The following is a 24,022-nucleotide window of genomic DNA, read 5'->3' as shown; positions in this document are numbered from 1 at the left end:
CGATGCGCCCCGAGCTCGCTCTGGTACCGGGCGAGCCCGCCGGGATCGGCCCGGAGCTGTGTGTCCGCCTCGTCCAGCAGCCGCGTGAAGATTGCCGGCTGCTGGCCTTCGCCGACCCGGACACCCTGCGCGCGGCCGCAGCCGCGCTGAACCTGCCCCTGCAACTGCTGCCCGAGGACGCCGAAGCACGCGCCCCGGGCGATCTGCGCCTGCGCGCCGTCCGCAACGCGGCGCCCAGCCACTTCGGCCAGGCCGATCCGGCCAATGCCAGCGCGGTCATCGGTGCCCTGCTCGGCGCCGGCCAGGCCTGCCTGTCCGGTGAGCTGCACGGTGTGGTGACCGGCCCGGTACACAAGGCGGTCATCAACGAAGGCGGCATTGCCTACAGTGGTACCACTGAACTGCTGGCCGACCAGGCCGGAGTGAAGGTGGTGATGATGCTGGCCAATCACATTGTCCGCGTGGCGCTGGCCACCACCCACCTGCCGCTGCGCGAGGTGGCCGATGCGATCACCGCGCCCAGCCTGGAACACACCCTGCGCACGGTGCATGCCGCGCTGCGCCGCGAGTTCGGCCTGCCTGCGCCGCGCATCGCGGTGCTCGGGCTGAACCCGCATGCCGGCGAAGACGGCCACCTGGGCCGCGAAGAACTGGACCTGGTCATCCCGCTGCTGCAGCGCCTGCGTGCGGAGGGCATGGACCTGGTCGGGCCGCTGCCGGCCGACACCGCCTTCCTGCCGGCCAAGCTGGCCGGTTTCGACACCGTGCTGGCGATGTACCACGACCAGGGCCTGCCGGTGCTGAAGTATTCCGGCTTCGAGCAGGCGGTGAACCTGACCCTGGGCCTGCCCTACCCGCGCGTGGCGGTCGACCATGGCACCGCGCTGGACCTGGCCGGCCGCGGCATCGCCGATCCTTCCAGCCTGCAGGCGGCAACGACGCTGTGTGCGCAGCTGGCGCGGCAACGTACACTGAGCGCATGAATTCCCCGCATTCCCCCTCCGGCCCGGTGTTCACCGCACCGGCCAAGAAGCAGCTTGGCCAGCATTTCCTGGCCGATCGCCACTACATCGACAAGATCGTGATGGCGGTCAATCCGAAAGATGGTGACCGCCTGGTCGAGATCGGACCCGGCCAGGGCGCCATCACCCTGCCGCTGCTGCGCGTGCACCCGAAGCTGACGGTGATCGAGTTCGACCGCGACCTGATCGCGCCACTGACCGCTGCCGCCGAGCCGCTGGGCGAGCTGACCATCGTCCATCGCGACGTGCTGCGCGTGGACCTCACCGAACTGGCCGACGGCCAGCCGATCCGCCTGGTCGGCAACCTGCCCTACAACATCTCCTCGCCCATCCTGTTCCACGCGCTGGAGCATGCCGCGGTGATCCGCGACATGCACTTCATGCTGCAGAAGGAAGTGGTCGACCGCATGGCCGCCGGCCCCGGCAGCAAGGTGTATGGCCGCCTCAGCGTGATGCTGCAGGCCTACTGCCAGGTGACCTCGCTGTTCGTGGTGCCGCCGGGCGCGTTCCGGCCGCCGCCGAAGGTCGATTCGGCCGTGGTGCGGCTGGTGCCGCGTGATCCGGCCTCGATCAACATCAACGACCACACGCGCTTCGCCGAGGTGGTCAAGGCCGCCTTCGGGCAGCGCCGCAAGACCCTGCGCAATGCCCTGAACAACGTGGTGTCCGCCGAGCAGTTCATCGCCGCCGGCGTGCGTCCCGATGCCCGCGCCGAACAGCTGGACGTGGCCGAATTCATCGCTTTGGCCAATGCCTCCTGATTACACTGCCGGTATGGAAGACGCTGACGTATATGCCATCTCCGTCGAAGTCGCGCCGCGCTTCCTCGACGATCAATCCGCGCCGGAAGACGGTCGCTTTGCGTTCGCCTACACGATCCGCATCCACAACCAGGGGCGGGTCGCCGCACGCCTGGTCGCACGCCACTGGCGCATCACCGATGCCAACGGCCGTGTCGAGCATGTCGATGGCGACGGGGTGATCGGCGAGCAGCCGCGGCTGCGCCCCGGTGAAGACTTCCGTTACACGTCCGGTGTCATGCTGGGGACCGATCACGGGACGATGCAGGGGCACTACGACATGGTCGCCGACGATGGCACCGAATTTGCCGCGCCGGTCGCACCGTTCGTGCTGGCCGTCCCGCGTACCCTGCACTGACACGGAGGCCGAACGATGAGTGTGTGGGCGATCGGCGACCTGCAGGGCTGCTACGACGTTACCCAGCGGTTGCTGGAGAAGATCCGCTTCGATCCGGCCCAGGACACCCTGTGGTTCTGCGGCGACCTGGTCAACCGTGGCGGCCAGTCGCTGGAAACGCTGCGGCTGGTGCATTCGCTGCGCGAGCACAGCGTGGTGGTGCTGGGCAACCATGATCTTTCGCTGCTGGCCGTCGGTGCACGCACCGAAGAGGAGCAGCGCAAGGTCAACCCGGACCTGCTGCGCATCGTGCAGGCCGAGGACCGCGACGAACTGCTGGACTGGCTGCGCCTGCAGAAGCTGGTGCATGTGGATCGCGAGCTGGGCTGGATGATGGTGCACGCCGGCCTGGCGCCGAAGTGGACCACGCAGATGGCAGAGAAGCACGCTGCCGAAGTCGAGGTGCAGCTGCACGGCGCCGGCTACCGCAAGCTGTTCCGCAACATGTACGGCGACAAGCCAAGCTGGGCGCCGAACCTGTCCGGCTACGACCGTTCGCGCGCGATCATCAACGTGCTCACCCGCATGCGCTACTGCACCCCGCGCGGGCGCATCGGCATCGAGGACAAGGGCACCCCCGGCACGCAGGAACAGGGACTCTACCCCTGGTTCGAAGTACCGGGCCGGGTCGAGCGCGACCTCAAGATCGTCTGCGGCCACTGGTCGGCGCTGGGCCTGACCATCACCCAGGGCGTGCACGCCATCGACACCGGCGCAGTCTGGGGCGGCAAGCTGACCGCGATCCAGCTCGATACCGACGAGCTGCGCGTGGTGCAGGTGCCGGGCCGCGATGTACCGGCCCCCATACCCCACGCCCGCCCGCCGGCGCGACCGGCGCACGAGCGCCCCTCCGCTGCGGTGCAGGGCAAGGAACAGGGCGGCGGCAACGCCGCTGCTGCCAGCCCGGGCAACCGTGGTCCGCGCCGTCGTCGCCGTCGAGGTGGTGGTGGTGGTGGAGGTTCCGGTGGACCCAACAACAACGGCGCCGCGCCGCAGGCATGACGCGGCGCGGCTGGGCACCATGGAGGGTGCTGCTGCTGACGCTGGCCCTGGTCAGCGGCTGCCAGCCTGCTTCGGCTCCGGCTCCCACCGGCGGCGGAAATGCCGCCCCCACGCCATCGCAGCCACAGGCGCCTTCGCCGCCACTGGTGGCTGCAGCGCGCGCGCAGATCGGCGTCACCACCCGTTACGATCCCGCCTACCAGGTCCTGTCCTATCCCGGCGGCGACGTCCCGCTTGATCGCGGCGTGTGCACCGACGTGGTGGTCCGCGCCCTGCGCAGCCAGGGCCTGGACCTGCAGGCGCGCCTGCACGAAGACATGCGCGGCAACTTCAGCGCCTATCCGGCGATCTGGGGCCTGTCACGACCGGACCGCAACATTGATCATCGCCGCGTACCGAACCTGATGCGCTGGTTCGAACGGCAGGGCTGGCAGCAACCGATCACCGCCCTCGCCGCCGACTATGCGGCCGGTGACATCGTGGCCTGGAAGCTCAACGGCAACGGTCTGCTGCATGTCGGCATCGTCTCCGACCGGAGGCTGGCCAATGGCACACCGCTGGTGCTGCACAACATCGCACGCGGCACGCGTGAAGAGAACCTGCTGTTCCAGCACGCGATCATCGGGCACTACCGCATGCCGTAGGCAGGGCCACGCTCACCTACGGGAGGGGTCAGGCAACAGCAGCCGAGCATGGCTCGGCTCTACAGGAAACCATCCTCAGCGGCGCACGTAGTGCACGAAGCGGAACGCGTAGGCATGGCGTTCGTCGGCCGGGTGCGGCTCGCTGCTCACTTCCCGCCAGTCCTGCACGTCCACCTCGGGGAAATGGGTATCCGCGGGGACTTCGGCATCGACCCAGGTCAGGTACAGGTCGCTGGCCTGGTCGAGCAGCTGACGGAAAATCTCACCGCCGCCGATGATGCACAGCTCGCTGGCGCCCTCGCCTTCGGCAATCGCCTTCGCCTCGTCCAGCGACGCCACCGCGCGCATGCCCGCGAACGGCACCTGGCCGCTGCGGGTCAGCACCAGGTTGGTCCGCCCCGGCAGTACGCGGCCGATCGACTCGGCCGTCCTGCGCCCCATCAGGATCGGCTTGCCCAGGGTGAGCGCCTTGAAGTGCTTGAAATCATCCGGCAGGTGCCAGGGCATGGCATTGCCCTGGCCGATGCCCCAGTTGCGGTCCAGCGCCACGATCATCGAGAGCTTCATGGCACTCACACCGCCACCGGCGCCTTGATCGCCGGGTGCGGGTCATAGCCGTCGATGCGGATGTCGTCGAACCGGAAGCCGAACAGGTCGGTCACCTCCGGGTTCAACCACAGCCTCGGCAGCGCGCGCGGTTCACGCGAAAGCTGCTCGCGCGCCTGCTCGAAGTGGTTCGAATACAGGTGCGCGTCGCCCAGCGTATGCACAAAGTCGCCCACGCCCAGGCCGGTGGCCTGCGCCACCATGTGGGTCAGCAGCGCATAGCTGGCGATGTTGAACGGCACGCCGAGGAAGATGTCGCCGCTGCGCTGGTAGAGCTGGCAGCTGAGCTTGCCGTCCACCACGTAGAACTGGAACAGGTTGTGGCACGGCATCAGCGCCATCTGCGAAAGCTCGCCCACGTTCCAGGCGCTGACCACCAGCCGGCGCGAATCGGGGTTGCGCTTGATCTCGTCCACCAGCCACTGCATCTGGTCGATCTCGCGGCCATCGGCGGTGGCCCAGCTGCGCCACTGCTTGCCGTAGACCGGACCGAGGTCGCCGTTCTCGTCGGCCCACTCGTCCCAGATGCGTACCTGGTTGTCCTTCAGGTAGCCGATGTTGGTATCGCCCTTCAGGAACCACAGCAGCTCGTGGATGATCGAGCGCAGGTGCAGCTTCTTGGTGGTGACCAGCGGGAAACCTTCATTGAGGTCGAAGCGCATCTGCCAGCCGAACACGCTGCGGGTGCCGGTGCCGGTGCGGTCGCTCTTCTGCGCGCCATGTTCCAGCACATGCGCGAGCAGGTCCAGGTAGGCCTTCATGCCTTGCCCTCCGCAGCCATCACCGGTTGCGGCTGCAGCACCGGCGCGCGGCGCGACATCGCCAGCAGCACCAGGCCGAAGGCGATGAGCGGCAGGCTGAGGATCTGACCACGGGTCAGCCAGTCGAAGGCCACGTAGACGCCGTTGTCGGGCATGCGTACGAATTCGACGGCGAAGCGGAACAGGCCGTACATCAGCGCGAACAGGCCGCCGACCAGATAACGGTGGCGCGGCCTGGCCGACACCGTCCACAGCACCACGAACATCACCAGGCCTTCCAGGAACGCTTCATACAGCTGCGAGGGATGGCGGGCGAACTGGTTCAGCGCGCCGGTGGCGAACTGCGCCTGCAGGGTCGCGTGGTCCAACTGGTTCAGCGGCGCCGGCAGGCCCGACGGGAACACCACGCCCCACGTGCCGTCGGTGTACTTGCCCCACAGCTCGGCGCCGATGAAGTTGCCGATGCGACCAAAACCCAGGCCCAGCGGTACCAGCGGCGCCATGAAATCCATGGTGTCGAAGAAGTGCAGCGCGTGCTTGCGCGACCACCACCAGCAGGCACCCAGCACGCCCAGCAGGCCGCCATGGAAGCTCATGCCACCGTCCCACACCTTGAACAGCAGCAGCGGGTTGTGCAGGAAATCGCCCAGCGCGTAGAACAGCATGTAGCCGATGCGGCCGCCCAGCACCACGCCGAGCATGGCGTAGAACAACAGGTCGGAGAAGCCGTTGGCATCGACGCCCGGCAGGCGCCCGGCCGCGATGCGCGTGCGGCCCAGCAGCCAGGCCGCAGTGAAGCCGAGCAGGTACATGATGCCGTACCAGTGCACCTTGATCGGCCCCAGCGAGAGGGCGATGGGGTCGATGTCGTGGAAATAGATCATGGAAGGTGCCTTGCGGTTGAACGCCTATTCTCGGGCCAGTGCCGCCCCGGCTCAACCAAGAAGCTGGGGCGAGTTCGGCAACGCGTCATCGTTCGACCGCGTCGAGGCCGGAAAGTGCCCTTCGATCAGGCTGGAGACCTCGTCGATGGCATCCTGCAGCGCTTCCACCGGATTGGAACCACGCAGGCCCTCGCGCAGATGGGTGCAGACCCGCTGCCACTGCGCCGGGCTGACCCGGCCATGCAGGCCTCGGTCGGCGACGATCTCGATGGCATGGTCGGCCAGCAGCAGGTAGATCAGCACGCCGTTGTTGTGGGCGGTATCCCAGGTGCGCAGGCGTGCGAAGGCATGCTCGGCGGCCTGCCTCGGGGTGACCTTGTGCCACAACGCGGCCAGCGGCAGATCGGCCTCCACAGCGAACATCACCTGACCGCCGTGGCGCTGCTCACCGGCGGCGATGGCCTCGGTGATCGCCTGCAGCGTGGCTGGCGGGAAGGCACGCCGCACCGAGGGCGAGAATACATGGCGGAACAGACGTTGGATCATCACCAGCCTCCCGAAGCGCCACCGCCACCGGAACGGCCACCGCCGCCGCCCCAGCCGCCACCACCGCCGAATCCACCACCACCGCCGAAGCCGCCTCCCCCGCCCCAGCTGCCGCCGCCCCAGCCACCACCGCCGGCAAAGCGCCCCGGATGGCCGGACAGCATCGCCACGATCAGGCCAACCACGCCGGCCAGGCCACTGGCCAGCAGGGTGGAGGTGAACAGGAACGCCGCCACGGCTGCGCCAGCGCCGCCGAGCAGGCCACGCAGCGGGCGCGGCACGCGCGCGAACACGCCGCGCAGGATGCTGCCGGCGAACACACCGATGAACAGCGCCAGAAACCAGGCATCGCCGCCGGCACCCGGCTCGCGCCCACGATGGCCACTGACCGGTGCCGGCAGCGTTTCGCCATCGATCAGCTTGACCAGCACGGCGGTGGCATCGGTGATGCCCCCGGCGTAGTCGCCGGCGCGGAAGCGCGGCACCAGGTACTCCTGGATGACCCGGTTGGCGATGGCATCGGGAATCGCGCCTTCCAGGCCGTAACCCGGCTCGATCCGCACGCGCCGGTCCTCCTTGGCCACCACCAGCAGCACGCCGTCATCCACGCCCTTGCGGCCGATCTGCCACTGGTCGAAGACCCGCGTGGTGTACTGCGCGATGTCCTCCGGCTGGGTGGTGGGTACCACCAGCACCTGCAGCTGGCTGCCCTTGCGCTGTTGCAGGTCCAGCGCCTGCTGCACCAGCGCCTGCTTCTGCGCAGCATCCAGCGTGCCGGTGGTATCGACCACCGGCGAATCCAGCGCCGGAACCGGCGCCAGCTGCTGGGCCTGTGCCGCCAGCGGCAGCCACAGCAGCAGGGCCAGCAGCGCAGTGGCCAGGCGCATCGGTCAGTGGCCCGGCTGCGGTGCCGGCTGCTGCTGCGGCGCGTTGCCGAAATCCACCGCCGGTGCGTTGGAGATCTGCGCTTCGTTGTCCACGGTGAAGTTCGGCTTGGTCTTGTAGCCGAAGATCTTGGCGGTGATCACCTGCGGGAACGAACGGATGTAGGTGTTGTAGTCCTGCACCTGCTGGATGTAACGACCACGCGCAACCGTGATCCGGTTTTCGGTGCCTTCCAGCTGGGCCTGCAGGTCGCGGAAGTTCTGGTCGGACTTCAGCACCGGGTAGTTCTCGGTCACCACCAGCAGCCGCGACAGCGCGCTGCCGAGTTCACCCTGGGCCTGCTGGAACTGCTTGAGCGAGGCCTCGTCGTCGGCGTTGACGTTGATCTGGCCGACACGCGAGCGGGCGTTGGTGACTTCGGTCAGCACGCGCTCTTCCTGGCTGGCGAAACCTTTGACTGTCTGCACCAGGTTGGGCACCAGGTCGGCGCGGCGCTTGTACTGGTTGAGCACTTCTGACCAGCTGGCCTTGACCGCCTCATCCTTCTGCTGGATGGCGTTGTAGCCGCAGCCGGACAGCAGGGAGGCCAGCAGCATCAGGGGCAGGACACGGGTGAACAGGCGCATGGCGGAGGTTCCGGGTGGGCTTGGCGCCGAGCATGCCATGGTTCGGGTGAAAGACCGGCCATCGGGCGCCGCCCCCTCCGCGGTGGCCATGCTCATGGATCGCCTGAGAAGTCCGGGCGGGTGGACATGGCGGGGGACGCCGTGAATCCGTCCTTGGGGGCTTGGTCGCCGCATCCATGCGGCTCACTGATCTGGCCCCCCGCCACGCCCACCCGCCCGGCCTCATACGGTTTCCTGCGCACCGCGGGAAGATCAAAAGAAAAAATCAAAAGCAAAAGCCGGTTCTTCAGGCATTCGTGTCGACCAAGGTCGACACCTACCAGAGCGGAACGCCGTTACGACAGATCGCGGGAATCTGTCGAAGGCGGGGTGGGTCCGGTTGAGGGGGCGTGAGCCGCATGGATGCGGCGACCGAGCTTACATGGGTGAGGGCGCTTTGCTTGCGAAGCACTGCTTCGCAAGCGCCCGAACGCACAGCCGCCAGCGGCTGGGCCGGGCCCCGGAGGGGTACTTGCAGCGTCCCCCTCAACCGGACCCACCCCGCCAACCCACGGAATGCAGGCTTTTGCCGTTGACGTTGACGTTGATTCGGCGGGTGCAGGGCTGCAAGCCCTGCCGGAATCCAACACCCCTCAGCAGGCCTCAGCCACCGCGGTGCGGCTACGCCCCAGCCATGCCAGCAGCAGGCCCGATGCCGCCAGCAGGCCACCGGCCACCGGAATGGCGGCGTAGCCCAGGCCCGAGCTGATCACCGCCCCCCCCAGCGCGGCACCCACGGCATTGCCCAGGTTGAACGCACCCACGTTGATCGACGACGCCAGGCCCGGCGCCTCGCTGGCCACCTGCATCACCCGGATCTGCAGCGGCGGCACGAGGGCGAAGGTCGCCGCACCGAACAGCAGTACACCCAGCGCCGCAGTGGCGTGGCTCATGAAGGCCAGCGGCAGCACGAACATCAGCACCGCCAGGGCAGCCAGCAGGATGCGGGTGGCGCCATCGAGCGACCAGTCAGCCATGCGCCCGCCGATGCCGTTGCCGAGGGTGAAGCCGATGCCGATCAGGGCCAGCGACATCGCGATGAAGGCATTGGACGCACCGGTCAGCTCGGTCAGCACCGGTGCGACGTAGGTGTACAGCGTGAACATCGCGCCCGCGCCCAGCACGGTGGTGGCCATCGCCAGCAGCACCTGCGGCTGCAGGATCGCCTTCAGTTCGCGGCGCACGTCCGGGCGCGGCCCCGGTGCGGACGCCGGCAGCGCCAGGCCCAGCGCAGTGATCGCGACCAGGCCCAGCGCCGCAGTACCGGCGAAGGACAGGCGCCAGCCCAGCTGCTGGCCGACCCAGGTCGCCAGCGGCACGCCGCCGATGTTGGCAATGGTCAGGCCCATGAACATGGTGGCCACGGCCGCAGCCTGCTTTTCCTTCGGCACCAGGCTGGCGGCGACCACCGCACCAATGCCGAAGAAGGCACCATGGTTGAGGCTGGTGACCAGGCGCGACATCAGCAGCAGTCCGTAGTTCGGGGCCAGCGCGGACAGCAGGTTGCCGACCACCAAGATCGACATCAGCAGCATCAGCGCGGTGCGCTTGCCGAAACGCCCCATCAGCAGGGTCATCACCGGCGCGCCCAGCATCACGCCCACGGCATAGGCGGTGATCAGCATGCCCGCAGTGGGGATGCCAACGCCGACGCCGTCGGCGATGACCGGCAACAGGCCCATCGGGGCAAACTCGGTGGTTCCGATGGCGAAGGCGCCAACGGCAAGCGCCAGCAAGGCGGCTCTGGAATTCATGGGGGAGTCCTGGGGGGGCGGGAATCGGGAGTGCGTAGCCTGCGCGCTTTGCTGCGCCGGATTAAGCCTCGCCCCGGGAAAACACTGTTGATCCTGATTCACAAGTGGAGGCCGGAACGCAGCCACAAGTGCAAAAACCGCAGTGCCGCTGCAGAGCCAAACCTCCCCCCACAACGCAGAACCCCCGGCATGCCGGGGGTTCTGAGGGACTCACACGCCTGTGGCGCGCTTACCAGTTGCCGGCGCCCGGCACGTTGTGCTCGCGGGCGCGGCGGCGCATCAGCAGGTTCAGCCACTCCACCAGCACCGAGAAGCCCATCGCGGCATAGATGTAGGGCTTGGGCACGTGTACGTCCAGGCCATCGAGGATCAGCACCGCGCCGATCATCAGGATGAAGGCGAGCGCCAGCATCTTCACGGTCGGGTTGGCATCGATGAAGCGGCCCAGCGGGTTGGCGGCCAGCAGCATCACCATCACCGACAGCAGGATCGCGGCGACCATCACCGGAATGTGGTCGGCGATGCCGACGGCGGTGATCACCGAGTCCAGCGAGAACACGATGTCGATGATCGCGATCTGCAGGATGACCATGCCGAACACGCCCGACGCCTTGCTGGTGGCCGGGTTCTCGTCTTCGCCACCGGTGATCAGTTCCTTGATCTCCATGTAGCCCTTGATGATCAGGAACAGGCCACCGACGATCAGCACCAGGTCGCGGATGGAGATGCCCATGCCGGCCACGGTGAACAGGTTGGCCGACATGTGTGCCAGGTAGGCCAGCGACACCAGCAGCGCGATGCGGGTGATGCAGGCCACGGCGATGCCGAGCTTGCGGGCGAACGGGCGGCGCTCTTCCGGCAGCTTGCTGACGGCAATGGAAATGAACACCAGGTTGTCGATGCCGAGCACGATTTCCAGCGCGCTGAGCGTGAACAGGGTCACCCAGGCATTGGGGTCGGCGAGGAACTCAAAGGACATGGAAACTCTTCAAGGCAGTGGGGGAATGGGGTTTCAGCCGTAGGTGCCGGCCAGCGCGTGCGGAACCACGACCAGGGCCCAGCACAGCAGCACGTTCATCATCAGCACGAACACCGCCGCCGAGCCCATGTCCTTGGCGCGGCCGGCCAGCTCGTGAATCTCGCTGCCGTAGCGTTCGATCACCGCTTCGATGGCCGAGTTGGCCAGCTCCATCGCCAGCACCAGCAGCATCGAGCCGATCAGCAGCGCGCGTTCGACCGGCGTCTGGCCCAGCCAGACCGCGACCGGCGTCAGCAGGATCAGCAGGTAGACCTCAAGCCGGAACGAGGACTCGTGCAGCCAGGCAGCGCGCAGGCCCTGCCAGGACCAGCGGGCGGCCTGGAAGATGCGGCGCGGGCCGCGCGGCAGGTGGCCGAACTGATCAGCCACGGGTGGGATATCCAGCAACGGGGGCGCGGCGCAGCGACCGCTCAGACGCACGGCAGGGAATCATGGGTGCACAGGAATAGGCAGATGGCGGCCATTTTGCCACAAGGCCGCCAACCGCAGCCCGCGCCGGCCCGCTGAAAGGCCTGCCAGGGGCAAGCACCGGCCCGGGCATGCTCCTATGATGGGTGCCCCCTTGCCTGCTGGAGCGCCTGATGTCCCGTCGCCGTACCTGCCTGCTGATGCTGGGCCTGCTGACTGCCGCACCGCTGGCCCAGGCGCTGAGCCCGGCCAAGTCGCCCCGGGTGCCCGAACAGGTCTCCAACGTGGCCTGGGCCGGCGACATGGCCCGCTTCGCCGGCGCCGACCAGTCCAACCCGCCGCCGCGCGGTGGCATCGAGTTCATCGGCAGCTCCTCGATCCGCTTCTGGGAGAGCCTGGCCACCGACTTCCCTGGCCAGCCAGTGTTCAACCGCGGCTTCGGCGGCTCGGAAGTACGCGACAGCACCTGGTACGCCGACCGCATCGTGGTGCCGTATGCGCCCTGCAAGGTGTTCTTCTACGCGGGTGACAACGACCTCAACAGTGGCCGCAGCCCCGTGCAGGTGCGCGACGACGTGGTTGCCTTCGTGCAACGCGTGCATCGCGACCTGCCGAAGACCAAAGTGGAGTACCTGTCGATCAAGCCGAGCCCGTCGCGCGCGCACCTGCTGCCGGCGATCAACGAAGCCAACACGCTGATCAAGGCTGCACTGGCGAGGCTGCCCAATACCGGCTTCACCGACATCTACACGCCGATGCTCGGCGCCGATGGCCAGCCGGATGCGACGCTGTTCCGCGAGGACATGCTGCACATGACCCCGGCCGGTTACGCAATCTGGACCAGGGCGCTGGCGCCGAAGGTCAACTGCAACTGAGGGACTGCGGACGCCGCAGCGCGCCCGCGCACGCCTTCCGGTCGATGCCAACCTTGGTTGGCATCGGGCACCGGCGTGAATCCTGTTGAAAGCGCCGACCAAGGTCGGCATCTACCGAGGCAGCAGGCGCCGCGTCAGCGGAATACCACCGTGGCCTCGGTGCCCTTGCCCGGCTCGCTGGCCAGGCTGACCTTCCAGCCGAAGCGGTCGCACAGCCGGCGCACGATCGACAGGCCCAGGCCGGTGCCCTGCGGACGGCTCGGCTCGGCGCGGTAGAACGGTTCAAACGCGCGCGACAGCGCCTCCGCGGACATGCCGATGCCGGTATCGCGCACCACCACCCGGTCATTGAGCACGTGCACGTCGATACGCCCTTCGTCGGTGTAGCTGCAGGCATTGCGCACCAGGTTGCTGACCACCACCTGCAGCACCCGCGGCGGTGCGTGCAGCTGTACCGGGCCTTCGCCGTGCAGGTGCACCGATACGGGCCGGTTGCCCAGCAGCTCGTTGGCGTTGTCCACCTCGTGGCGGACGATGTCGTTGACGTCGAACAGCTCGATCTGCGGTTCGACATCGGCCTCGCGGGCCAGGATCAGGAACGCGTCGATCACCGCTTCCATGTCACGGCCGGCGCGCTGGATGCGCTGCAGGCTGCGGCGCAGGCGCGGCTGCAGGGTTTCATCGCCCAGGGCCATGTCGCTGGCCACGCGGATGACGGTCAACGGCGTGCGCAGCTCATGGCTGGCATCGCGGGTGAAGTTGCGCTCGCGCGCGACGTGCGCGCTGACCCGGTTGGCCAGCGAATGCAGCGCAGCGGCCAGCTGCCGGGTCTCGCCCTGCATGTCCGCCGGCAGCTTGTTCGGCTCCAGATCGGCCGCTTCGGGGTGGCCCGGGTCCCAGCGCGAGACGCGCCGCGCCAGCCAGTTCACCGGCGACACCAGTCGCTTGGAGGCACGGTAGGTGACCCAGCTGGCGCCATACACCGCCAACAGGGTCAGCAGCACCGGCACGATGCCGAACCAGAACGCCAGCATCTCCGCGCGCGAGCGCAGGAACACCAGGTACAGGCGACCGGCAGGGCGCACGTCGACCAGCACCAGCTGGTCGTCCTGGGGCAGCTCGTGGAAGCCAGGCTCCAGGGTGCGCAGGTTGGGCGGCAATGACAGTGCCGACTGCCCGCTTTCCAGCAGGTAGCCGCGGATGTTGTGGGTGTTGGGCGGCGGCTGCACCGGCGACGCCTCGTGCAGCGTCCAGTAGTAGGCCGCTTCCTCGCGCAGGGCGGCACCGACCAGGCTGTGCTTGATCACCAGCGAGACCAGCCAGGCACCGAGCAGGATGCCCAGGCTGGCCAGAACTGCCTGCAGGATGAAGGCGATACGGATCTTGCGCGGCAGGCCGTGCGGCATTGCGGGGTCCCGGTCAGAGCGCTGCGATTATAGGCAGCGCGCTGCGCCGTAGTCGTGCACGGAGGATGACCGGCGGCAACGCCGGCCGGTCATCCGTGCCCGGTGCGGGGTCGTTGCCCGGCCGGGCCTGATGCTGCACAGGCCGGGCCCCGATCAGGCCATCGGCTGGGCAATATCGGCAATGCGGTAGCCGGCGCTCTGCACGGTGTGCAGCAGCGGACGGTCGAACGGCTTGTCGATGATCTTGCGCAGGTTGTACAGATGGCTGCGCAGGGTGTCCGAATCCGGCAGGCCATTGCCCCAGATCTCGCGTTCGATCTCCTGGCGGGTGACCACGCGCGGCGATTCGCGCATCAGGATGGTCAGCAGGCGCAGGCCGATCGGCGACAGCTGCAGCTCGGTGCCGGCACGGGTAGCCCGCATGCTGACCGGATCGAGCACCAGGTCGGCGACCTTGAGCACCTCCGAACCGACCTGGCGGCGTTCGCGACGGATCAGCGCGCGCAGGCGGGCTTCCAGCTCCTGGATCGCGAACGGCTTGGTCAGGTAGTCATCGGCGCCGAACCCGAGGCCGGTGAGCTTGTCGTCCAGCGTGTCGCGTGCGGTGAGCATCAGCACCGGCGTGGACTTGCGCGCGTCGTTGCGCAGGCGACGGCACACTTCGATGCCATCCAGGCGCGGCAACATCAAGTCGAGCACCACGACGTCATAGCTGTTTTCCGCCGCGAGGCGGTAGCCATCCAGGCCGTCCTGTGCATAGTCGACTTCGAAGCCGCGACCTTCCAGGTATTCGCCGATCATCTCGGAGATGTTGCGGTTGTCTTCGACCACCAGCACCAAGCCGGAGGTCTCCTTCGTCTGACGCATGTGATTCCCTCTAACTTCAGCTTTGTGAAACATGCCGGATCGACGGTGGACGCGATGTGAAGTTCCGTCAAGAGGTACACAAACGGTTCAGAGCAGCGGCCTGAGCAGCGGCCAGACATTGTCCAGCAGCTTCGGCTGCGCCTGCGCCGTGGGGTGCAGGCCGTCGGCCTGCATCATGCCCGGCTGCAGGGCCACGCCCTCCAGCAGGAACGGCAGCAGCGGCACCTTGTACTGCGTGGCCAGCGCCTTGTAGGCCGCGGCCAGGCGCTGGCGGTAGGCCGGTCCGTAGTTGGGGGGCACGTCGATGCCCAGCAGCAGCACCTTGGCACCGGCCTTCTGGCTGGCCTGCACCATTTTTCCCAGGTTGCCCTGCACCTGCGCCGGGGTCAGCCCGCGCAGCGCGTCATTGCCGCCCAGCGCGATCACCACCACGGTCGGCTTCTCCCTGGCCAGCAGGCCCGGCAGGCGGGTCAGCGCGCCGGCGGTGGTTTCCCCGCTCATGCTGGCGTTGACGATGCGCGCCGGGGTTTTCGACTGCTGCCTGACCCGCTGTTGCAGCAAGCTGACCCAGCCGGCGTCGGCAGGGATATTGTGGGCGGCACTGAGGCTGTCGCCGAGCACCAGTACGGTGCCGGCCGGACCTTTGGCACAGGCCAGCCCTGGCAACAGCAGCAACCCTAGCAGCAGCACCATCATCGCGCCGGCTCGCCGGCTCCATCCCGTCTTGCGCATTGGAGTCTCCTCATCGACAGCCTGTCCCCCCGCAGCGCGCCCGTCGCCATCGCCGTCGACCAGGTCGGCAAATCCGTGCAGGGCCCGGAGGGTGAAGTCCACATACTGGACAACATCACCCTGACCGTCCATGAAGGCACCAGCGCGGCCATCGTCGGCGCCTCCGGTTCGGGCAAGACCACCCTGCTCGGCCTGCTGGCCGGGCTGGACCTGCCCAGCCGCGGCCGCATTGCGCTGTCGGGCCAGGACCTGGGCGACCTCGATGAAGAAGCGCGGGCCCAGCTGCGCGCGCGCGAGGTTGGCTTCGTGTTCCAGAGCTTCCACCTGCTGCCGGCGCTGACCGCCGCCGAGAACGTCGCGCTGCCACTGGAGCTGGCCGGACGCGAGGACCGCGCGCGGGTGGACGAGGTGCTGGCGCAGGTGGGCCTGGCCCATCGTGCCCGCCACTACCCGCGCCAGCTGTCCGGCGGCGAGCAGCAGCGCGTGGCACTGGCACGTGCCTTCGTCACCCGCCCGCGCATCCTGTTCGCCGACGAACCGACGGGATCGCTGGACCACGCCACCGGCCAGCACATCAGCGACCTGCTGTTCGAACTCAACGCCGGCAGCGGCACCACCCTGGTCCTGGTCACCCACGACATGCGCCTGGCGCAGCGTTGCCAGTACATCCATCGTATCGACGACGGCCGCCTGCTGCCGGTTGAGCGCGGAGCCCAGGCATGAACCTGCTGCGGCACGCGTGGCGCGCGCTGCGTCGCGAGGCCCTGGCCGGTGACCTGCTGACCGTGTTCGCCGCACTGGTGCTGGGCGTGGCGGTGATGACCGCAGTGGGCACGCTGGTGAACCGGGTCAACCTGGCACTGACCGGCAGCGCGGCGGAAATGCTCGGTGGCGATCTCGGCATCGCCGGGCGTGATGATCCGCCGCAGGCATTCGCCGACGAGGCACAACGGCGTGGACTGGCGCATACCCGCATCGCCAGCTTCGGCAGCGTGCTGTTCAACGGCGATGCCAGCCAGATGGCCAGCATCAAGGCGGTGCAGGCGGGCTATCCACTGCGCGGCACGCTGCGGGTACGGGCCACGCCCGGCGGTACGTTGATCGCCGATGCCGGCATGCCACCCAAGGGCCAGGCCTATGCCGACCCACGCCTGCTGCAGGGGCTGGGGCTGAAGGCCGGCGATGACCTCGAATTCGGCGCCGGCACGCTGCGCATCGCCGGCATCATCGAGGCCGAGCCGGACACCGGCGGCGATCTGCTGACGCTCTCGCCCACCCTGCTGGTCAACCGCGCCGATGTGGAAGGCACGGGACTGCTCGGCCCGGGCAGCCGCATCAATTACCGGCTGATGTTTGCCGGACCGGCCGATCAGATTGCCGCGCTGCGCCAGTGGCTGCTGCCGCAGGTCAAGGGCCTGCGCCTGCTGAGCGTGGACGACACCCAGCGCGGCGTGCGCCAGGCCTTCGATCTGGCCGGACGCTTCCTCGGCCTGAGCGCGCTGCTGGCGGTGCTGCTGGCCGGCGTGGCCACGGCACTGGCGGCCAACCGCTTCGCCCTGCGCCGTATCGACCAGGTCGCGATCCTGCGCTGCCTGGGCGCGCGCCAGCGCGACATCCTGCTGGGCCTGGCGCTGCAGCTGCTGATGCTGGCGGTGCCGGCCTGTGCGCTCGGCATCGGCCTGGGCATGGCCGCGCAGGAAGGCCTGGTGCAGGTACTGGGCAGCCTGGTGCCGCAGCGCCTGCCGCTGCCCGAGGCGATGCCTGCGCTGACCGGCGCCGGCATCGGCCTGCTGTTGCTGTTCGGCTTCGGCCTGCCGCCACTGCTGCGCCTGCGTGGGGTGCCGCCGATGCGGGTGCTCAACCGTTCCTTCGCTGCCCTGCCGCCGGCGTCACTGCTGGCCTATGTGGCAGCGCTGGCAGCCAGCCTGCTGCTGGCCGTACAAGTCACCGGCGACCTGAAGCTGGCGCTGTGGGTGCTCGGCGGCCTGGCAACGCTGGCACTGGCCGCCGGCGTGGTCGGCTTCGTGCTGCTGCAGCTGCTGCGCGGTCTGCAGCACCGCCTGCACGGCCACTGGCGGCTCGGCCTGGCCGCGCTGACCCGGCGCCGGATGCTGGCAGTGATGCAGCTGGTGGGACTGTCGCTGTCGTTGTGCGCGCTGCTGTTGCTGGCGGTGACCGGCCCCGGCCTGCTGCAGCAATGGCGCGAGCGCCTGCCTGCGGATACGCCGAACTACTTCCTGATCAACATCCAGCCCGAACAGCGCGACAGCGTGCTGGCCGCGCTGCGCGGACTGGGCGCCGACGACGCCAGCATCGAACCGATGGCCACCGGACGGCTGATCGCGATCAATGGCAAGCCGCCGCTGCGCGTGGATCGCTCGCCGGACCAGGGCGGGCAGCCGGCGTCAGGCGAAGGCCAGCGTGAGGATGATGATGAAAACCGGCCGTTGAACTTCAGCTGGCGCAGCACCTTCCCCCCCGCCAACACGCTGGTCAACGGCACCTTCTGGATGCCTGACAGCACTGCGGCGGAGGCGTCGGTGGAGATCGGCTGGGCCAAGCGTTACGGCGTGTACCCGGGCGATCGCATCACCATTGCAGTGGGCGAGCAGGAACGCGAGTTCACTGTCACCAGCGTACGCAAGGCGGACTGGAACACCTTCCGGCCGAACTTCTTCGTATTGCTGAACCCGAATGCAGTGGGCGACACCCCGCACAACCTGCTGTCGGCCTTCCATCTGCCGGCCGGCAAGGCGGCGGGCCTGGGCGAGCTGGTGCGCGCACAGCCGAACCTGTCGCTGCTGGACGTGGACGCGGTGATCTCGCAGGTGCGCGATGTGATGGAGCGCGTGGCGCAGGCGGTGCAGCTGGTGATGGTGTTCAGCCTGCTGGCCGGCGTGCTGGTGCTGCTGGCCGCGCTGCAGGCCACCGCCGGCGAGCGCCGCTACGACAGCGCGGTGCTGCGCACGCTGGGCGCGACCCGGCGCCAGTTGCGCGGCGCGGTACTGGTGGAGTTCGGCGCGCTGGGCACGCTGGCGGCGATGCTGGCGGTGGGCGCAGCGGCTGCCATCGGCGTGGCGGTCTCGCAGAAGGTGTTCGAACTGCCCTTGCTGCCGCCGTGGCCGGGGCTGCTGATCGGCGGCGTGGTCGGCATCGGCTTGAGCCTGCTGGCGGGCTGGTGGGGTACGCGGGCGATCCTGCATACGCCGCCGGCATTGGCGCTGCGCGAGGCCTGAGGCGGTTGCGCCTCCGGATGGCGTGCCGAGCAAGCCCGGCCCCCACCGGCAGCCGGTGGATGCGGTGCCGGGTACGCCCGGCACCCATCTCCATCGCGGCGATCAGCCTTCCTTCGGCGCCTTTTCCACGTACTTGGCGAACACCTCGTCGATCTGCGCGTCCTTCACCTTCTTGCCGGACTGGATCGCTTCGGCCTGGGTGAACAGCGGAATGATCATCGCCATGCCGTCGAGCTTGGTCTTCAGGTGCACGCCCGGGGCCTGGCCGAGGAAACCGTCCCAGCGCTGGCGCACCTTGGCCCAGTAACCGGCAGTGGCCTTCCAGTAATTGCGGGCCGGGGTGAAGTTGATCTCGGTGGTTCTCACGTAATCGTTGAAGCCGAACTCGCGGGCGATCTCCACCTGGCTGCCATCGGCGTTGCGCTGCACCTTGGTGTTGAACTGCTCGTGGGTCCAGCCATTGGGCGTGAGCGTGTGGCGGTTGACCACGGCCAGCGCGTTGTAGTCGCTGCGCTTGGTGTACTCACGACGCGGCAACGGCCGCCAGCTCAGGTCGCTGGTCCAGCTCGGCACGTTGTTGGTGTACGTCCATTTACCGGTGCCACAGTAGCGCGGTGCGTCGCTCACTTCGTACACGCACTGGGTCCAGGCGCCCTGGTTCACCGCTGCGGGAATGCGGCGTACCTGCCAGGTCTGGTCGGCGCTGAATTCGAAACGGTTCGGTGCTTCGTAGACCCAGTCCTGGCGCCAGTGCTTGGTGATGTGGCCGCTCTTCTCGTCCAGCAGCAGGTGCTGCAGCACGATGCGCTTCGGCGTGTCCTCGACCACGATCACCAGCTCGTTGCCGCCGCTGCGCATCGCCGGGGCGCGCTCGTAGCCGGGCTTCAGCAGCACGGTCTCGTCGAATGCGAAATCGACGGTGTACTCGCCCTGCATGGCGAGGATGCTGTCGTGGTCGCGGGCGATGTCGGAGGGCTGCGCGCTGGCCACGCCGCTGGCAGCGAGCAGCAGCATGACGCTGGCTGTCTGGAACTTCATCGGGTCTTCCTTCGGGGTTGCAGGTTCGTTGAGAGGCCTTCCAGGGCCGTCGGGCGTTCCATCAGGAAAGGATCACAGGCGGATCAGCGGCAGGTCGCCGGGAATACGCGGTGTCGGCCGGCGCGCGGCGTCGGCGCAGCAGCAATCGTCGATCGCCAGCTCGCCTTCGGCACCCTCCAGCCGCGCGATGCGACGCGCGGTGGCTGCGCCCAGCGAGGACAACGTCGACAGGCTGGCCGCCAGCGTGCGGCCCTCGTCCGCGGCATGCAGGCGCAGCGCACACAGTCGCCAGCGCTGGCCACCGAGATGGCCGGCCAGGCGCCGCCACAGGCGTTCGCCGACACTGCCATCGCTGTCGTGCTTCGGGCCCGGCGGCAGCGCCGCGACCAGCCGGTCCCAGGCCAGGAAATCGCTGTCGGGCAGCAGGTACAGGCGCCACACGCAGCGGCCGCGGGCATCAAGGAAACACAGGCTTTCGCGTATGCCCTCGCTGTCCACGCCCTGGCAGGCGTGCACGCGCACCGCCTGGCGCCAGCCACCCAACTCGTTGCCGTCGGCGTGGTACAGGCACAACACGGTGCCGAGCGTGGCCAGCTGTGCCGGGGTCGGCCAGGCCGCGCTGCCCTGCACGGCGATGGCGTCATTCCTGCGTGCGGACAAGGCTCGGCTCATGAGGTCACCAGGAAACGGCAAGGCTGGCGGAAAGGGTGCGGCCCGGGCTGGTGTAGCGATCCAGCACGCGGCTGGTCGGCGACAGCGTCGAACCCACGTTGGACCAATCGATGTAGCGCTTGTCGCCCAGGTTGAACACGCCGACGTTGAAGGTCGCGCCCGGGGCGAAGTTCCAGTGCGCCATCAGGTCGGCCACGCCGTAGCCGGCCGGGCGGTACACCGTCGCTGCGGTGACGCGGTCCTTGCGCTTGACGAAGGTGCCGGCCAGTTCGACGCCCCAGGTGTCGGTGTCGTACATCAGGCCGACGGTGCCACGCAGCGGGTCGACCGAATCCAGCGGCGTGTCCTCGGTCCTGTTGTCGCCGCGCGACCAGGCTACCGAGCTGCGCAGCGCCCAACCCTGCAGCGCCGGGTTGATCTGGCCGAAGTCAACGCCAGCCTTCAGTTCGGCGCCGTAGATGCGCGCATCGGCGATGTTGCGCGACTGGAACACCATCAGGCCCTGCGCGTTTGTACCGACCAGCGACTGCGACTCGATGAAGTCCTTGTACTCGTTGTAGTAGCCGCTGACGCTGACGTAGGCGGCCGGTGACAGGAAGCGCAGGCCCAGCTCCATGCCATCACTGGTTTCCGGTTTCAGGTCCGGATTGGGAATGGCGGTGTAACCGAAGGCGAAGTTGGTGAAGCCCAGGTTGACGTCGTTGTACGGCGGCGAGCGGAAGCCATGCGAATAGCCGGCAAACAGCGACCATTCGTCGCTGAAGCGATAGACCATGCCCAGCTTCGGCGAGACGCTGGTCTTGGTCAGCCTGGCCACCGCAACGCCGGGATTGTCGTCGGCGAAGATGCTGTCCACTTCCGGCTTCAGCTCGTAACGATCCACACGCACGCCCGGCACCAGCGACAGCCTGCCGTCGGCCATGCGCATTTCATCCTGCGCGTACAGGCCCAGCTCGGTGGTCTTGCTGATCGGGAAATCGCGTACCGGGAAGGCGTCGGGCAGGATGGTGGTGCTGGCCTGGCCATTGGCCAGGACCTGGTAGCCGTCGCGCTTCTGGCGGATCTCGGTATGCGCACCTTCGAAGCCGTAGGTGAGCGCATGTTCGACACTGCCGGTGCTGAACGCCTTGTTGAACTGTGCCTGCAGGCCGTACACGCGCTGATCGAAGTTGAACTCGCGGTGGCGGCGGCTGCGGTTGGCGCGGTCCTCGTCGGTGATCTGGGTGGTTTCGCTGTGCTGGGTATACAGCTGCCAATGCAGGCTGTCGGCGAAGCCCTTGTCCAGCGCATCCATTTCATGGGCGAACGACACGCGGGTGCGGTTCTGCGTGTCGCGCGCCTTCATGCCGGTGGTGGTGATACGGTCGATCGAAGACAGCACGTTGGTATCGGTGTTGTCTTCGTTGCCTTCCACGGTCAGGCGGAAGCGCTGGTCCTCGCTCGGTGCATAGACCAGCTTGGCCAGGCCACTGCGACCGTCGCGGTCCTGCGGGTTGGGCGCGGTACGGGTGTTGTCGAGGCTGCGGACGTCGCCCTTGTTGCCGGTTTCCTGGCCCTGGCGATGGTTGATGTTGACCATGCCGCTCCAGTGTTCGCCGCCGAACGCGCCGGTCACGCCGCCGAGCAGGCCCTTCCACTCACCGTCGTAGCCGAACTTCAGGCCGACGTAGCTGTCCTTGCCATCCTTCAGGTAATCGGCCGGATCCTTGGTGACGAAGGCCACCACACCCCCGAGCGCGTCGGAACCGTACAGCGAGCTGGCCGGGCCGCGCACGATCTCCACGCGCTTGAGCGTGTCCAGATCGGTGAAGTTGCGGTTGGCGTTGGAGAACGAGCCGATGTTGAAGCTGGTGGGCATGGCGATGCCATCGGTCTGCACGCGCACGCGGTTGCCGTCCAGGCCACGGATGCGGATGCTGCCAAGGCCGAAGCGCGCGGCGCTGCGGCTCACCGACAGGCCCGGCTCGTAGCGCAGCAGATCCTTGATGTCCTGCACCAGGTGCCGGTCCATCTGCTCGCGGTCGATGACATCGACGGTGGCCGCCACGTCACTCACTGCCCGCTCGGTGCGGGTGGCGGTGACCTGCACGCGGTCGAAGTCGCGCGCCTCGGGGGCGGCGGTGGCCGCGGCGGCAGCGTGGGCGGACAGCGGCAGGGCCATCCAGACGGCGAGGCAAAGGGCGGTAGGGCGGGTCATCGGGTTCGTTCGGTCAGGCAGGGGAACCCCCGGTTACCGGCACACCCGGGAGGTGCACGCGGTAGACCGAGGGGGAGAGAGCGGGCGCGGACGGGTCGCCCACCCTGCCGGCGCTGCCGGCAGGAGGGAGGGAGGCGGGCGACCAGACCGCGATTACTTGGTCAGGATCAGCTTGTCGTTGCTGGTGTGCCGCAGGCGATAGAAGCGGTCGCCGTGCTGGATCAGGATTTCACGACGGCCCTTGAGCAGGGCTTCGCTGTCGATGACCTCTTCCGGCGGAACGACGCGGACCGGTCGATCGCGGAGGGTCAGCGTTTCGGGGCGCAGCAGTACAGGTTGAGCATTCATGAGCATCTGGACTCGTGCGAGGGACGAGTTAAATGATAATGATTCTCAGTTGACAATCAACAACCATTCTCAATTTGATTGATGAGATTAATGATCGAATTCTGAAATTCGATAGATCATGTCAATCAAATGGCGACACAGCCGTGTAGAGTCGACTGTTGGTCGACTGCTGATGCTCGAAGCAGTCAACTAACAGTCGACTCTAGCCCGAGCCGGCCCGACCGAGGCCCCCAAGGCCCGGTCGGCCCCGGGGTTCAGGCAAAGGCGGCTTCGACCTGCGCCCAGCCAGCCGCATCGACCTGCTCCAGCACCTCCAGCGCCTGCAGGTTCTGCAGCAGCTGGCTGACCCGGCTGGCGCCGAGGATCACGCTGGAGACGTTCGGGTTGCGCAGGCACCAGGCGATGGCCAGCGTGGCCGGGGCGTGGCCCAGCTCGCGCGCTGCTTCGCTGAAGCGGCGCACCTGGGCCAGGCGGGCCTCGGCGTCGTCACCCAGCACCAGCGCCTGCAGCCATTCCATGCCTTCCCGGCCCAGCCGCGCGTCGGCCGGAATGCCCTGGTCGTACTTGCCGGTCAGCAGGCCCGAGGCCAGCGGCGAGAAGATGGTGGTGCCCAGGCCGGCACCGGCATACAGGGGCGCGTACTCGATCTCGACGCGTTCGCGGTGCAGCAGGTTGTACTGCGGCTGCTCCATCGATGGGCCCTGAAGGTTGTGCGCCTCGGCGACGTCCAGCGCCTGCTGGATCTGCGCCGCCGACCACTCCGAGGTCCCCCAGTAGAGGATCTTTCCCTGGCGCACGAGGGTGTCCATGGCGTGCACGGTCTCGGCAATCGGTGCATCCGGATCCGGGCGGTGGCAGTAATAAAGGTCCAGGTAGTCCACCCGCAGGCGCTTGAGCGCGGCGTGGCAGGCGTCGGTCACGTGCTTGCGCGACAAGCCGCGCTGGGTCGGCCGTGGGTCCCTGGCGCTGCCGAAGAACACCTTGCTGGAGACACAGATGCCGTCGCGCGGCAGGCGCAGGTCGGCGATCACATCGCCCATCACCTGTTCGGCGCGGCCGTTGGCATAGCCCTCGGCGTTGTCGAAGAAGTTGACGCCGTGGTCCCAGGCGGCAGCCACCAGGTTGCGGGCCTCGTCGCGCGGGATCTGGTCACCGAAGGTCACCCAGGCGCCGAAGGACAGGGCGGAAATCGGCAGGCCGGTGGAGCCCAGGCGACGGTATTGCATGCGAATCTCCTG

General features: G+C 68.0%; 25 protein-coding genes. 8 read left to right on the top strand and 17 right to left on the bottom strand.

Translation table 11 applies throughout. The features are described 5' to 3' along the window. Window positions 1-2 precede the first annotated feature (2 nt). The 5 genes from pdxA to AC5P66_RS16965 are packed head-to-tail and all read left to right on the top strand — an operon-like array spanning window position 3 to window position 3,865. Window positions 3-983: a 4-hydroxythreonine-4-phosphate dehydrogenase PdxA gene (pdxA, locus tag AC5P66_RS16985; protein ID WP_099487843.1), complete on the top strand. Its 981-nt coding sequence runs from the start codon at window positions 3-5 to the stop codon at window positions 981-983. Then, window positions 980-1,783 carry a 16S rRNA (adenine(1518)-N(6)/adenine(1519)-N(6))-dimethyltransferase RsmA gene (gene rsmA / locus AC5P66_RS16980; protein WP_049414494.1) on the top strand — a complete coding sequence of 268 codons (804 nt, stop codon included), beginning with the start codon at window positions 980-982 and terminating at the stop codon, window positions 1,781-1,783. The genes pdxA and rsmA overlap by 4 nt, the downstream gene beginning before the upstream one ends. Before the next feature lie 13 nt (window positions 1,784-1,796). After that, on the top strand, window positions 1,797-2,180 hold the full coding sequence (gene apaG, locus AC5P66_RS16975) for a Co2+/Mg2+ efflux facilitator ApaG/CorD (protein WP_008268668.1): 384 nt from the start codon (window positions 1,797-1,799) through the stop codon (window positions 2,178-2,180). 15 nt (window positions 2,181-2,195) lie between these two features. Further along, a complete protein-coding gene (locus AC5P66_RS16970; protein ID WP_099487845.1) occupies window positions 2,196-3,221 on the top strand; it encodes a symmetrical bis(5'-nucleosyl)-tetraphosphatase in 1,026 nt (341 codons plus the stop codon). Further along, window positions 3,218-3,865 carry a DUF1287 domain-containing protein gene (locus tag AC5P66_RS16965; RefSeq protein WP_099494713.1) on the top strand — a complete coding sequence of 216 codons (648 nt, stop codon included), beginning with the start codon at window positions 3,218-3,220 and terminating at the stop codon, window positions 3,863-3,865. Before AC5P66_RS16970 ends, AC5P66_RS16965 begins: the two co-directional genes overlap by 4 nt. Before the next feature lie 75 nt (window positions 3,866-3,940). Here the strand turns inward: AC5P66_RS16965 and AC5P66_RS16960 are convergent, their stop codons facing one another. The 9 genes from AC5P66_RS16960 to AC5P66_RS16920 form a co-directional block, all read right to left on the bottom strand. Then, entirely contained in the window at window positions 3,941-4,432 is a 492-nt protein-coding gene (locus AC5P66_RS16960; RefSeq protein WP_099494712.1) for a dihydrofolate reductase, read from the bottom strand. 5 nt (window positions 4,433-4,437) lie between these two features. Beyond that, a complete protein-coding gene (locus AC5P66_RS16955; RefSeq protein WP_099494711.1) occupies window positions 4,438-5,232 on the bottom strand; it encodes a thymidylate synthase in 795 nt (264 codons plus the stop codon). Then, the gene (lgt, locus tag AC5P66_RS16950) at window positions 5,229-6,116 is read right to left on the bottom strand and encodes a prolipoprotein diacylglyceryl transferase (RefSeq protein ID WP_099494710.1); all 888 of its coding nucleotides are present in this window, start codon (window positions 6,114-6,116) and stop codon (window positions 5,229-5,231) included. Before lgt ends, AC5P66_RS16955 begins: the two co-directional genes overlap by 4 nt. 51 nt (window positions 6,117-6,167) lie before the next feature. Next, window positions 6,168-6,662, bottom strand: coding sequence for a TPM domain-containing protein (locus AC5P66_RS16945; RefSeq protein ID WP_099494709.1), 495 nt, complete (start codon window positions 6,660-6,662; stop codon window positions 6,168-6,170). Next, window positions 6,662-7,549 (bottom strand): TPM domain-containing protein, encoded by an 888-nt coding sequence (locus tag AC5P66_RS16940; protein ID WP_263468010.1) that lies wholly within the window; start codon window positions 7,547-7,549, stop codon window positions 6,662-6,664. The genes AC5P66_RS16945 and AC5P66_RS16940 overlap by 1 nt, the downstream gene beginning before the upstream one ends. A 3-nt stretch (window positions 7,550-7,552) precedes the next feature. Next, complete coding sequence (locus tag AC5P66_RS16935; RefSeq protein WP_005415338.1) at window positions 7,553-8,173, bottom strand: LemA family protein; 621 nt, start codon at window positions 8,171-8,173, stop codon at window positions 7,553-7,555. A gap of 632 nt (window positions 8,174-8,805) precedes the next feature. Further along, on the bottom strand, window positions 8,806-9,966 hold the full coding sequence (locus AC5P66_RS16930; RefSeq protein ID WP_495216516.1) for an MFS transporter: 1,161 nt from the start codon (window positions 9,964-9,966) through the stop codon (window positions 8,806-8,808). Between the two features lie 229 nt (window positions 9,967-10,195). After that, complete coding sequence (locus AC5P66_RS16925; RefSeq protein WP_099495676.1) at window positions 10,196-10,945, bottom strand: TerC family protein; 750 nt, start codon at window positions 10,943-10,945, stop codon at window positions 10,196-10,198. Window positions 10,946-10,978: 33 nt separating this feature from the next. Next, complete coding sequence (locus AC5P66_RS16920) at window positions 10,979-11,374, bottom strand: diacylglycerol kinase (RefSeq protein ID WP_099495677.1); 396 nt, start codon at window positions 11,372-11,374, stop codon at window positions 10,979-10,981. A 212-nt stretch (window positions 11,375-11,586) separates the two neighbouring features. On the opposite strand from AC5P66_RS16920, the gene AC5P66_RS16915 reads away from it, so the two are divergent. Beyond that, a complete protein-coding gene (locus tag AC5P66_RS16915) occupies window positions 11,587-12,288 on the top strand; it encodes an SGNH/GDSL hydrolase family protein (protein WP_049435680.1) in 702 nt (233 codons plus the stop codon). 134 nt (window positions 12,289-12,422) lie between these two features. Here the strand turns inward: AC5P66_RS16915 and AC5P66_RS16910 are convergent, their stop codons facing one another. The 3 genes from AC5P66_RS16910 to AC5P66_RS16900 all read right to left on the bottom strand — a co-directional run bounded on the left by AC5P66_RS16910 (window position 12,423) and on the right by AC5P66_RS16900 (window position 15,293). Next, window positions 12,423-13,694 (bottom strand): sensor histidine kinase, encoded by a 1,272-nt coding sequence (locus AC5P66_RS16910; protein WP_049441349.1) that lies wholly within the window; start codon window positions 13,692-13,694, stop codon window positions 12,423-12,425. A 153-nt stretch (window positions 13,695-13,847) separates the two neighbouring features. Further along, the gene (locus AC5P66_RS16905) at window positions 13,848-14,561 is read right to left on the bottom strand and encodes a response regulator transcription factor (RefSeq protein WP_002811889.1); all 714 of its coding nucleotides are present in this window, start codon (window positions 14,559-14,561) and stop codon (window positions 13,848-13,850) included. 87 nt (window positions 14,562-14,648) lie between these two features. Further along, window positions 14,649-15,293, bottom strand: a complete 645-nt coding sequence (locus tag AC5P66_RS16900) for an arylesterase (protein WP_099485346.1) — start codon at window positions 15,291-15,293, stop codon at window positions 14,649-14,651. 75 nt (window positions 15,294-15,368) lie between these two features. Between AC5P66_RS16900 and AC5P66_RS16895 the strand changes: the two genes are divergently transcribed. Next, window positions 15,369-16,016 (top strand): ABC transporter ATP-binding protein, encoded by a 648-nt coding sequence (locus AC5P66_RS16895; RefSeq protein ID WP_049441344.1) that lies wholly within the window; start codon window positions 15,369-15,371, stop codon window positions 16,014-16,016. Beyond that, complete coding sequence (locus AC5P66_RS16890) at window positions 16,013-18,529, top strand: ABC transporter permease (protein ID WP_447906263.1); 2,517 nt, start codon at window positions 16,013-16,015, stop codon at window positions 18,527-18,529. The genes AC5P66_RS16895 and AC5P66_RS16890 overlap by 4 nt, the downstream gene beginning before the upstream one ends. A 102-nt stretch (window positions 18,530-18,631) precedes the next feature. Here AC5P66_RS16890 and AC5P66_RS16885 read toward each other — a convergent pair whose 3' ends face one another. The 5 genes from AC5P66_RS16885 to AC5P66_RS16865 form a co-directional block, all read right to left on the bottom strand. Continuing rightward, window positions 18,632-19,567, bottom strand: a complete 936-nt coding sequence (locus tag AC5P66_RS16885; RefSeq protein ID WP_049441340.1) for a DUF6607 family protein — start codon at window positions 19,565-19,567, stop codon at window positions 18,632-18,634. Between the two features lie 72 nt (window positions 19,568-19,639). Beyond that, window positions 19,640-20,239 (bottom strand): ChuX/HutX family heme-like substrate-binding protein, encoded by a 600-nt coding sequence (locus tag AC5P66_RS16880; RefSeq protein ID WP_099485344.1) that lies wholly within the window; start codon window positions 20,237-20,239, stop codon window positions 19,640-19,642. Between the two features lie 4 nt (window positions 20,240-20,243). Beyond that, the gene (locus tag AC5P66_RS16875) at window positions 20,244-22,436 is read right to left on the bottom strand and encodes a TonB-dependent hemoglobin/transferrin/lactoferrin family receptor (protein WP_495216515.1); all 2,193 of its coding nucleotides are present in this window, start codon (window positions 22,434-22,436) and stop codon (window positions 20,244-20,246) included. A gap of 153 nt (window positions 22,437-22,589) precedes the next feature. Continuing rightward, a complete protein-coding gene (gene hemP, locus AC5P66_RS16870; RefSeq protein WP_005412278.1) occupies window positions 22,590-22,784 on the bottom strand; it encodes a hemin uptake protein HemP in 195 nt (64 codons plus the stop codon). Between the two features lie 254 nt (window positions 22,785-23,038). Beyond that, a complete protein-coding gene (locus AC5P66_RS16865) occupies window positions 23,039-24,010 on the bottom strand; it encodes an aldo/keto reductase (protein ID WP_099495701.1) in 972 nt (323 codons plus the stop codon). Window positions 24,011-24,022: the final 12 nt, after the last annotated feature.

It is taken from the genome of Stenotrophomonas sp. YJH_SMC_122 (assembly GCF_059369535.1).
This window is presented reverse-complemented; position numbering and strand designations above follow the sequence as displayed.

Bases quoted from the DNA above. Each gene is read 5' to 3' on its own strand.
- pdxA (WP_099487843.1), top strand. From the start codon at position 3: ATGCGCCCCGAGCTCGCTCTGGTACCGGGCGAGCCCGCCGGGATCGGC.
- rsmA (WP_049414494.1), top strand. From the start codon at position 980: ATGAATTCCCCGCATTCCCCCTCCGGCCCGGTGTTCACCGCACCGGCC.
- apaG (WP_008268668.1), top strand. From the start codon at position 1,797: ATGGAAGACGCTGACGTATATGCCATCTCCGTCGAAGTCGCGCCGCGC.
- AC5P66_RS16970 (WP_099487845.1), top strand. From the start codon at position 2,196: ATGAGTGTGTGGGCGATCGGCGACCTGCAGGGCTGCTACGACGTTACC.
- AC5P66_RS16965 (WP_099494713.1), top strand. From the start codon at position 3,218: ATGACGCGGCGCGGCTGGGCACCATGGAGGGTGCTGCTGCTGACGCTG.
- AC5P66_RS16960 (WP_099494712.1), bottom strand. From the start codon at position 4,432: ATGAAGCTCTCGATGATCGTGGCGCTGGACCGCAACTGGGGCATCGGC.
- AC5P66_RS16955 (WP_099494711.1), bottom strand. From the start codon at position 5,232: ATGAAGGCCTACCTGGACCTGCTCGCGCATGTGCTGGAACATGGCGCG.
- lgt (WP_099494710.1), bottom strand. From the start codon at position 6,116: ATGATCTATTTCCACGACATCGACCCCATCGCCCTCTCGCTGGGGCCG.
- AC5P66_RS16945 (WP_099494709.1), bottom strand. From the start codon at position 6,662: ATGATCCAACGTCTGTTCCGCCATGTATTCTCGCCCTCGGTGCGGCGT.
- AC5P66_RS16940 (WP_263468010.1), bottom strand. From the start codon at position 7,549: ATGCGCCTGGCCACTGCGCTGCTGGCCCTGCTGCTGTGGCTGCCGCTG.
- AC5P66_RS16935 (WP_005415338.1), bottom strand. From the start codon at position 8,173: ATGCGCCTGTTCACCCGTGTCCTGCCCCTGATGCTGCTGGCCTCCCTG.
- AC5P66_RS16930 (WP_495216516.1), bottom strand. From the start codon at position 9,966: ATGAATTCCAGAGCCGCCTTGCTGGCGCTTGCCGTTGGCGCCTTCGCC.
- AC5P66_RS16925 (WP_099495676.1), bottom strand. From the start codon at position 10,945: ATGTCCTTTGAGTTCCTCGCCGACCCCAATGCCTGGGTGACCCTGTTC.
- AC5P66_RS16915 (WP_049435680.1), top strand. From the start codon at position 11,587: ATGTCCCGTCGCCGTACCTGCCTGCTGATGCTGGGCCTGCTGACTGCC.
- AC5P66_RS16910 (WP_049441349.1), bottom strand. From the start codon at position 13,694: ATGCCGCACGGCCTGCCGCGCAAGATCCGTATCGCCTTCATCCTGCAG.
- AC5P66_RS16905 (WP_002811889.1), bottom strand. From the start codon at position 14,561: ATGCGTCAGACGAAGGAGACCTCCGGCTTGGTGCTGGTGGTCGAAGAC.
- AC5P66_RS16900 (WP_099485346.1), bottom strand. From the start codon at position 15,293: ATGCGCAAGACGGGATGGAGCCGGCGAGCCGGCGCGATGATGGTGCTG.
- AC5P66_RS16890 (WP_447906263.1), top strand. From the start codon at position 16,013: ATGAACCTGCTGCGGCACGCGTGGCGCGCGCTGCGTCGCGAGGCCCTG.
- AC5P66_RS16885 (WP_049441340.1), bottom strand. From the start codon at position 19,567: ATGAAGTTCCAGACAGCCAGCGTCATGCTGCTGCTCGCTGCCAGCGGC.
- AC5P66_RS16880 (WP_099485344.1), bottom strand. From the start codon at position 20,239: ATGAGCCGAGCCTTGTCCGCACGCAGGAATGACGCCATCGCCGTGCAG.
- AC5P66_RS16875 (WP_495216515.1), bottom strand. From the start codon at position 22,436: ATGACCCGCCCTACCGCCCTTTGCCTCGCCGTCTGGATGGCCCTGCCG.
- hemP (WP_005412278.1), bottom strand. From the start codon at position 22,784: ATGAATGCTCAACCTGTACTGCTGCGCCCCGAAACGCTGACCCTCCGC.
- AC5P66_RS16865 (WP_099495701.1), bottom strand. From the start codon at position 24,010: ATGCAATACCGTCGCCTGGGCTCCACCGGCCTGCCGATTTCCGCCCTG.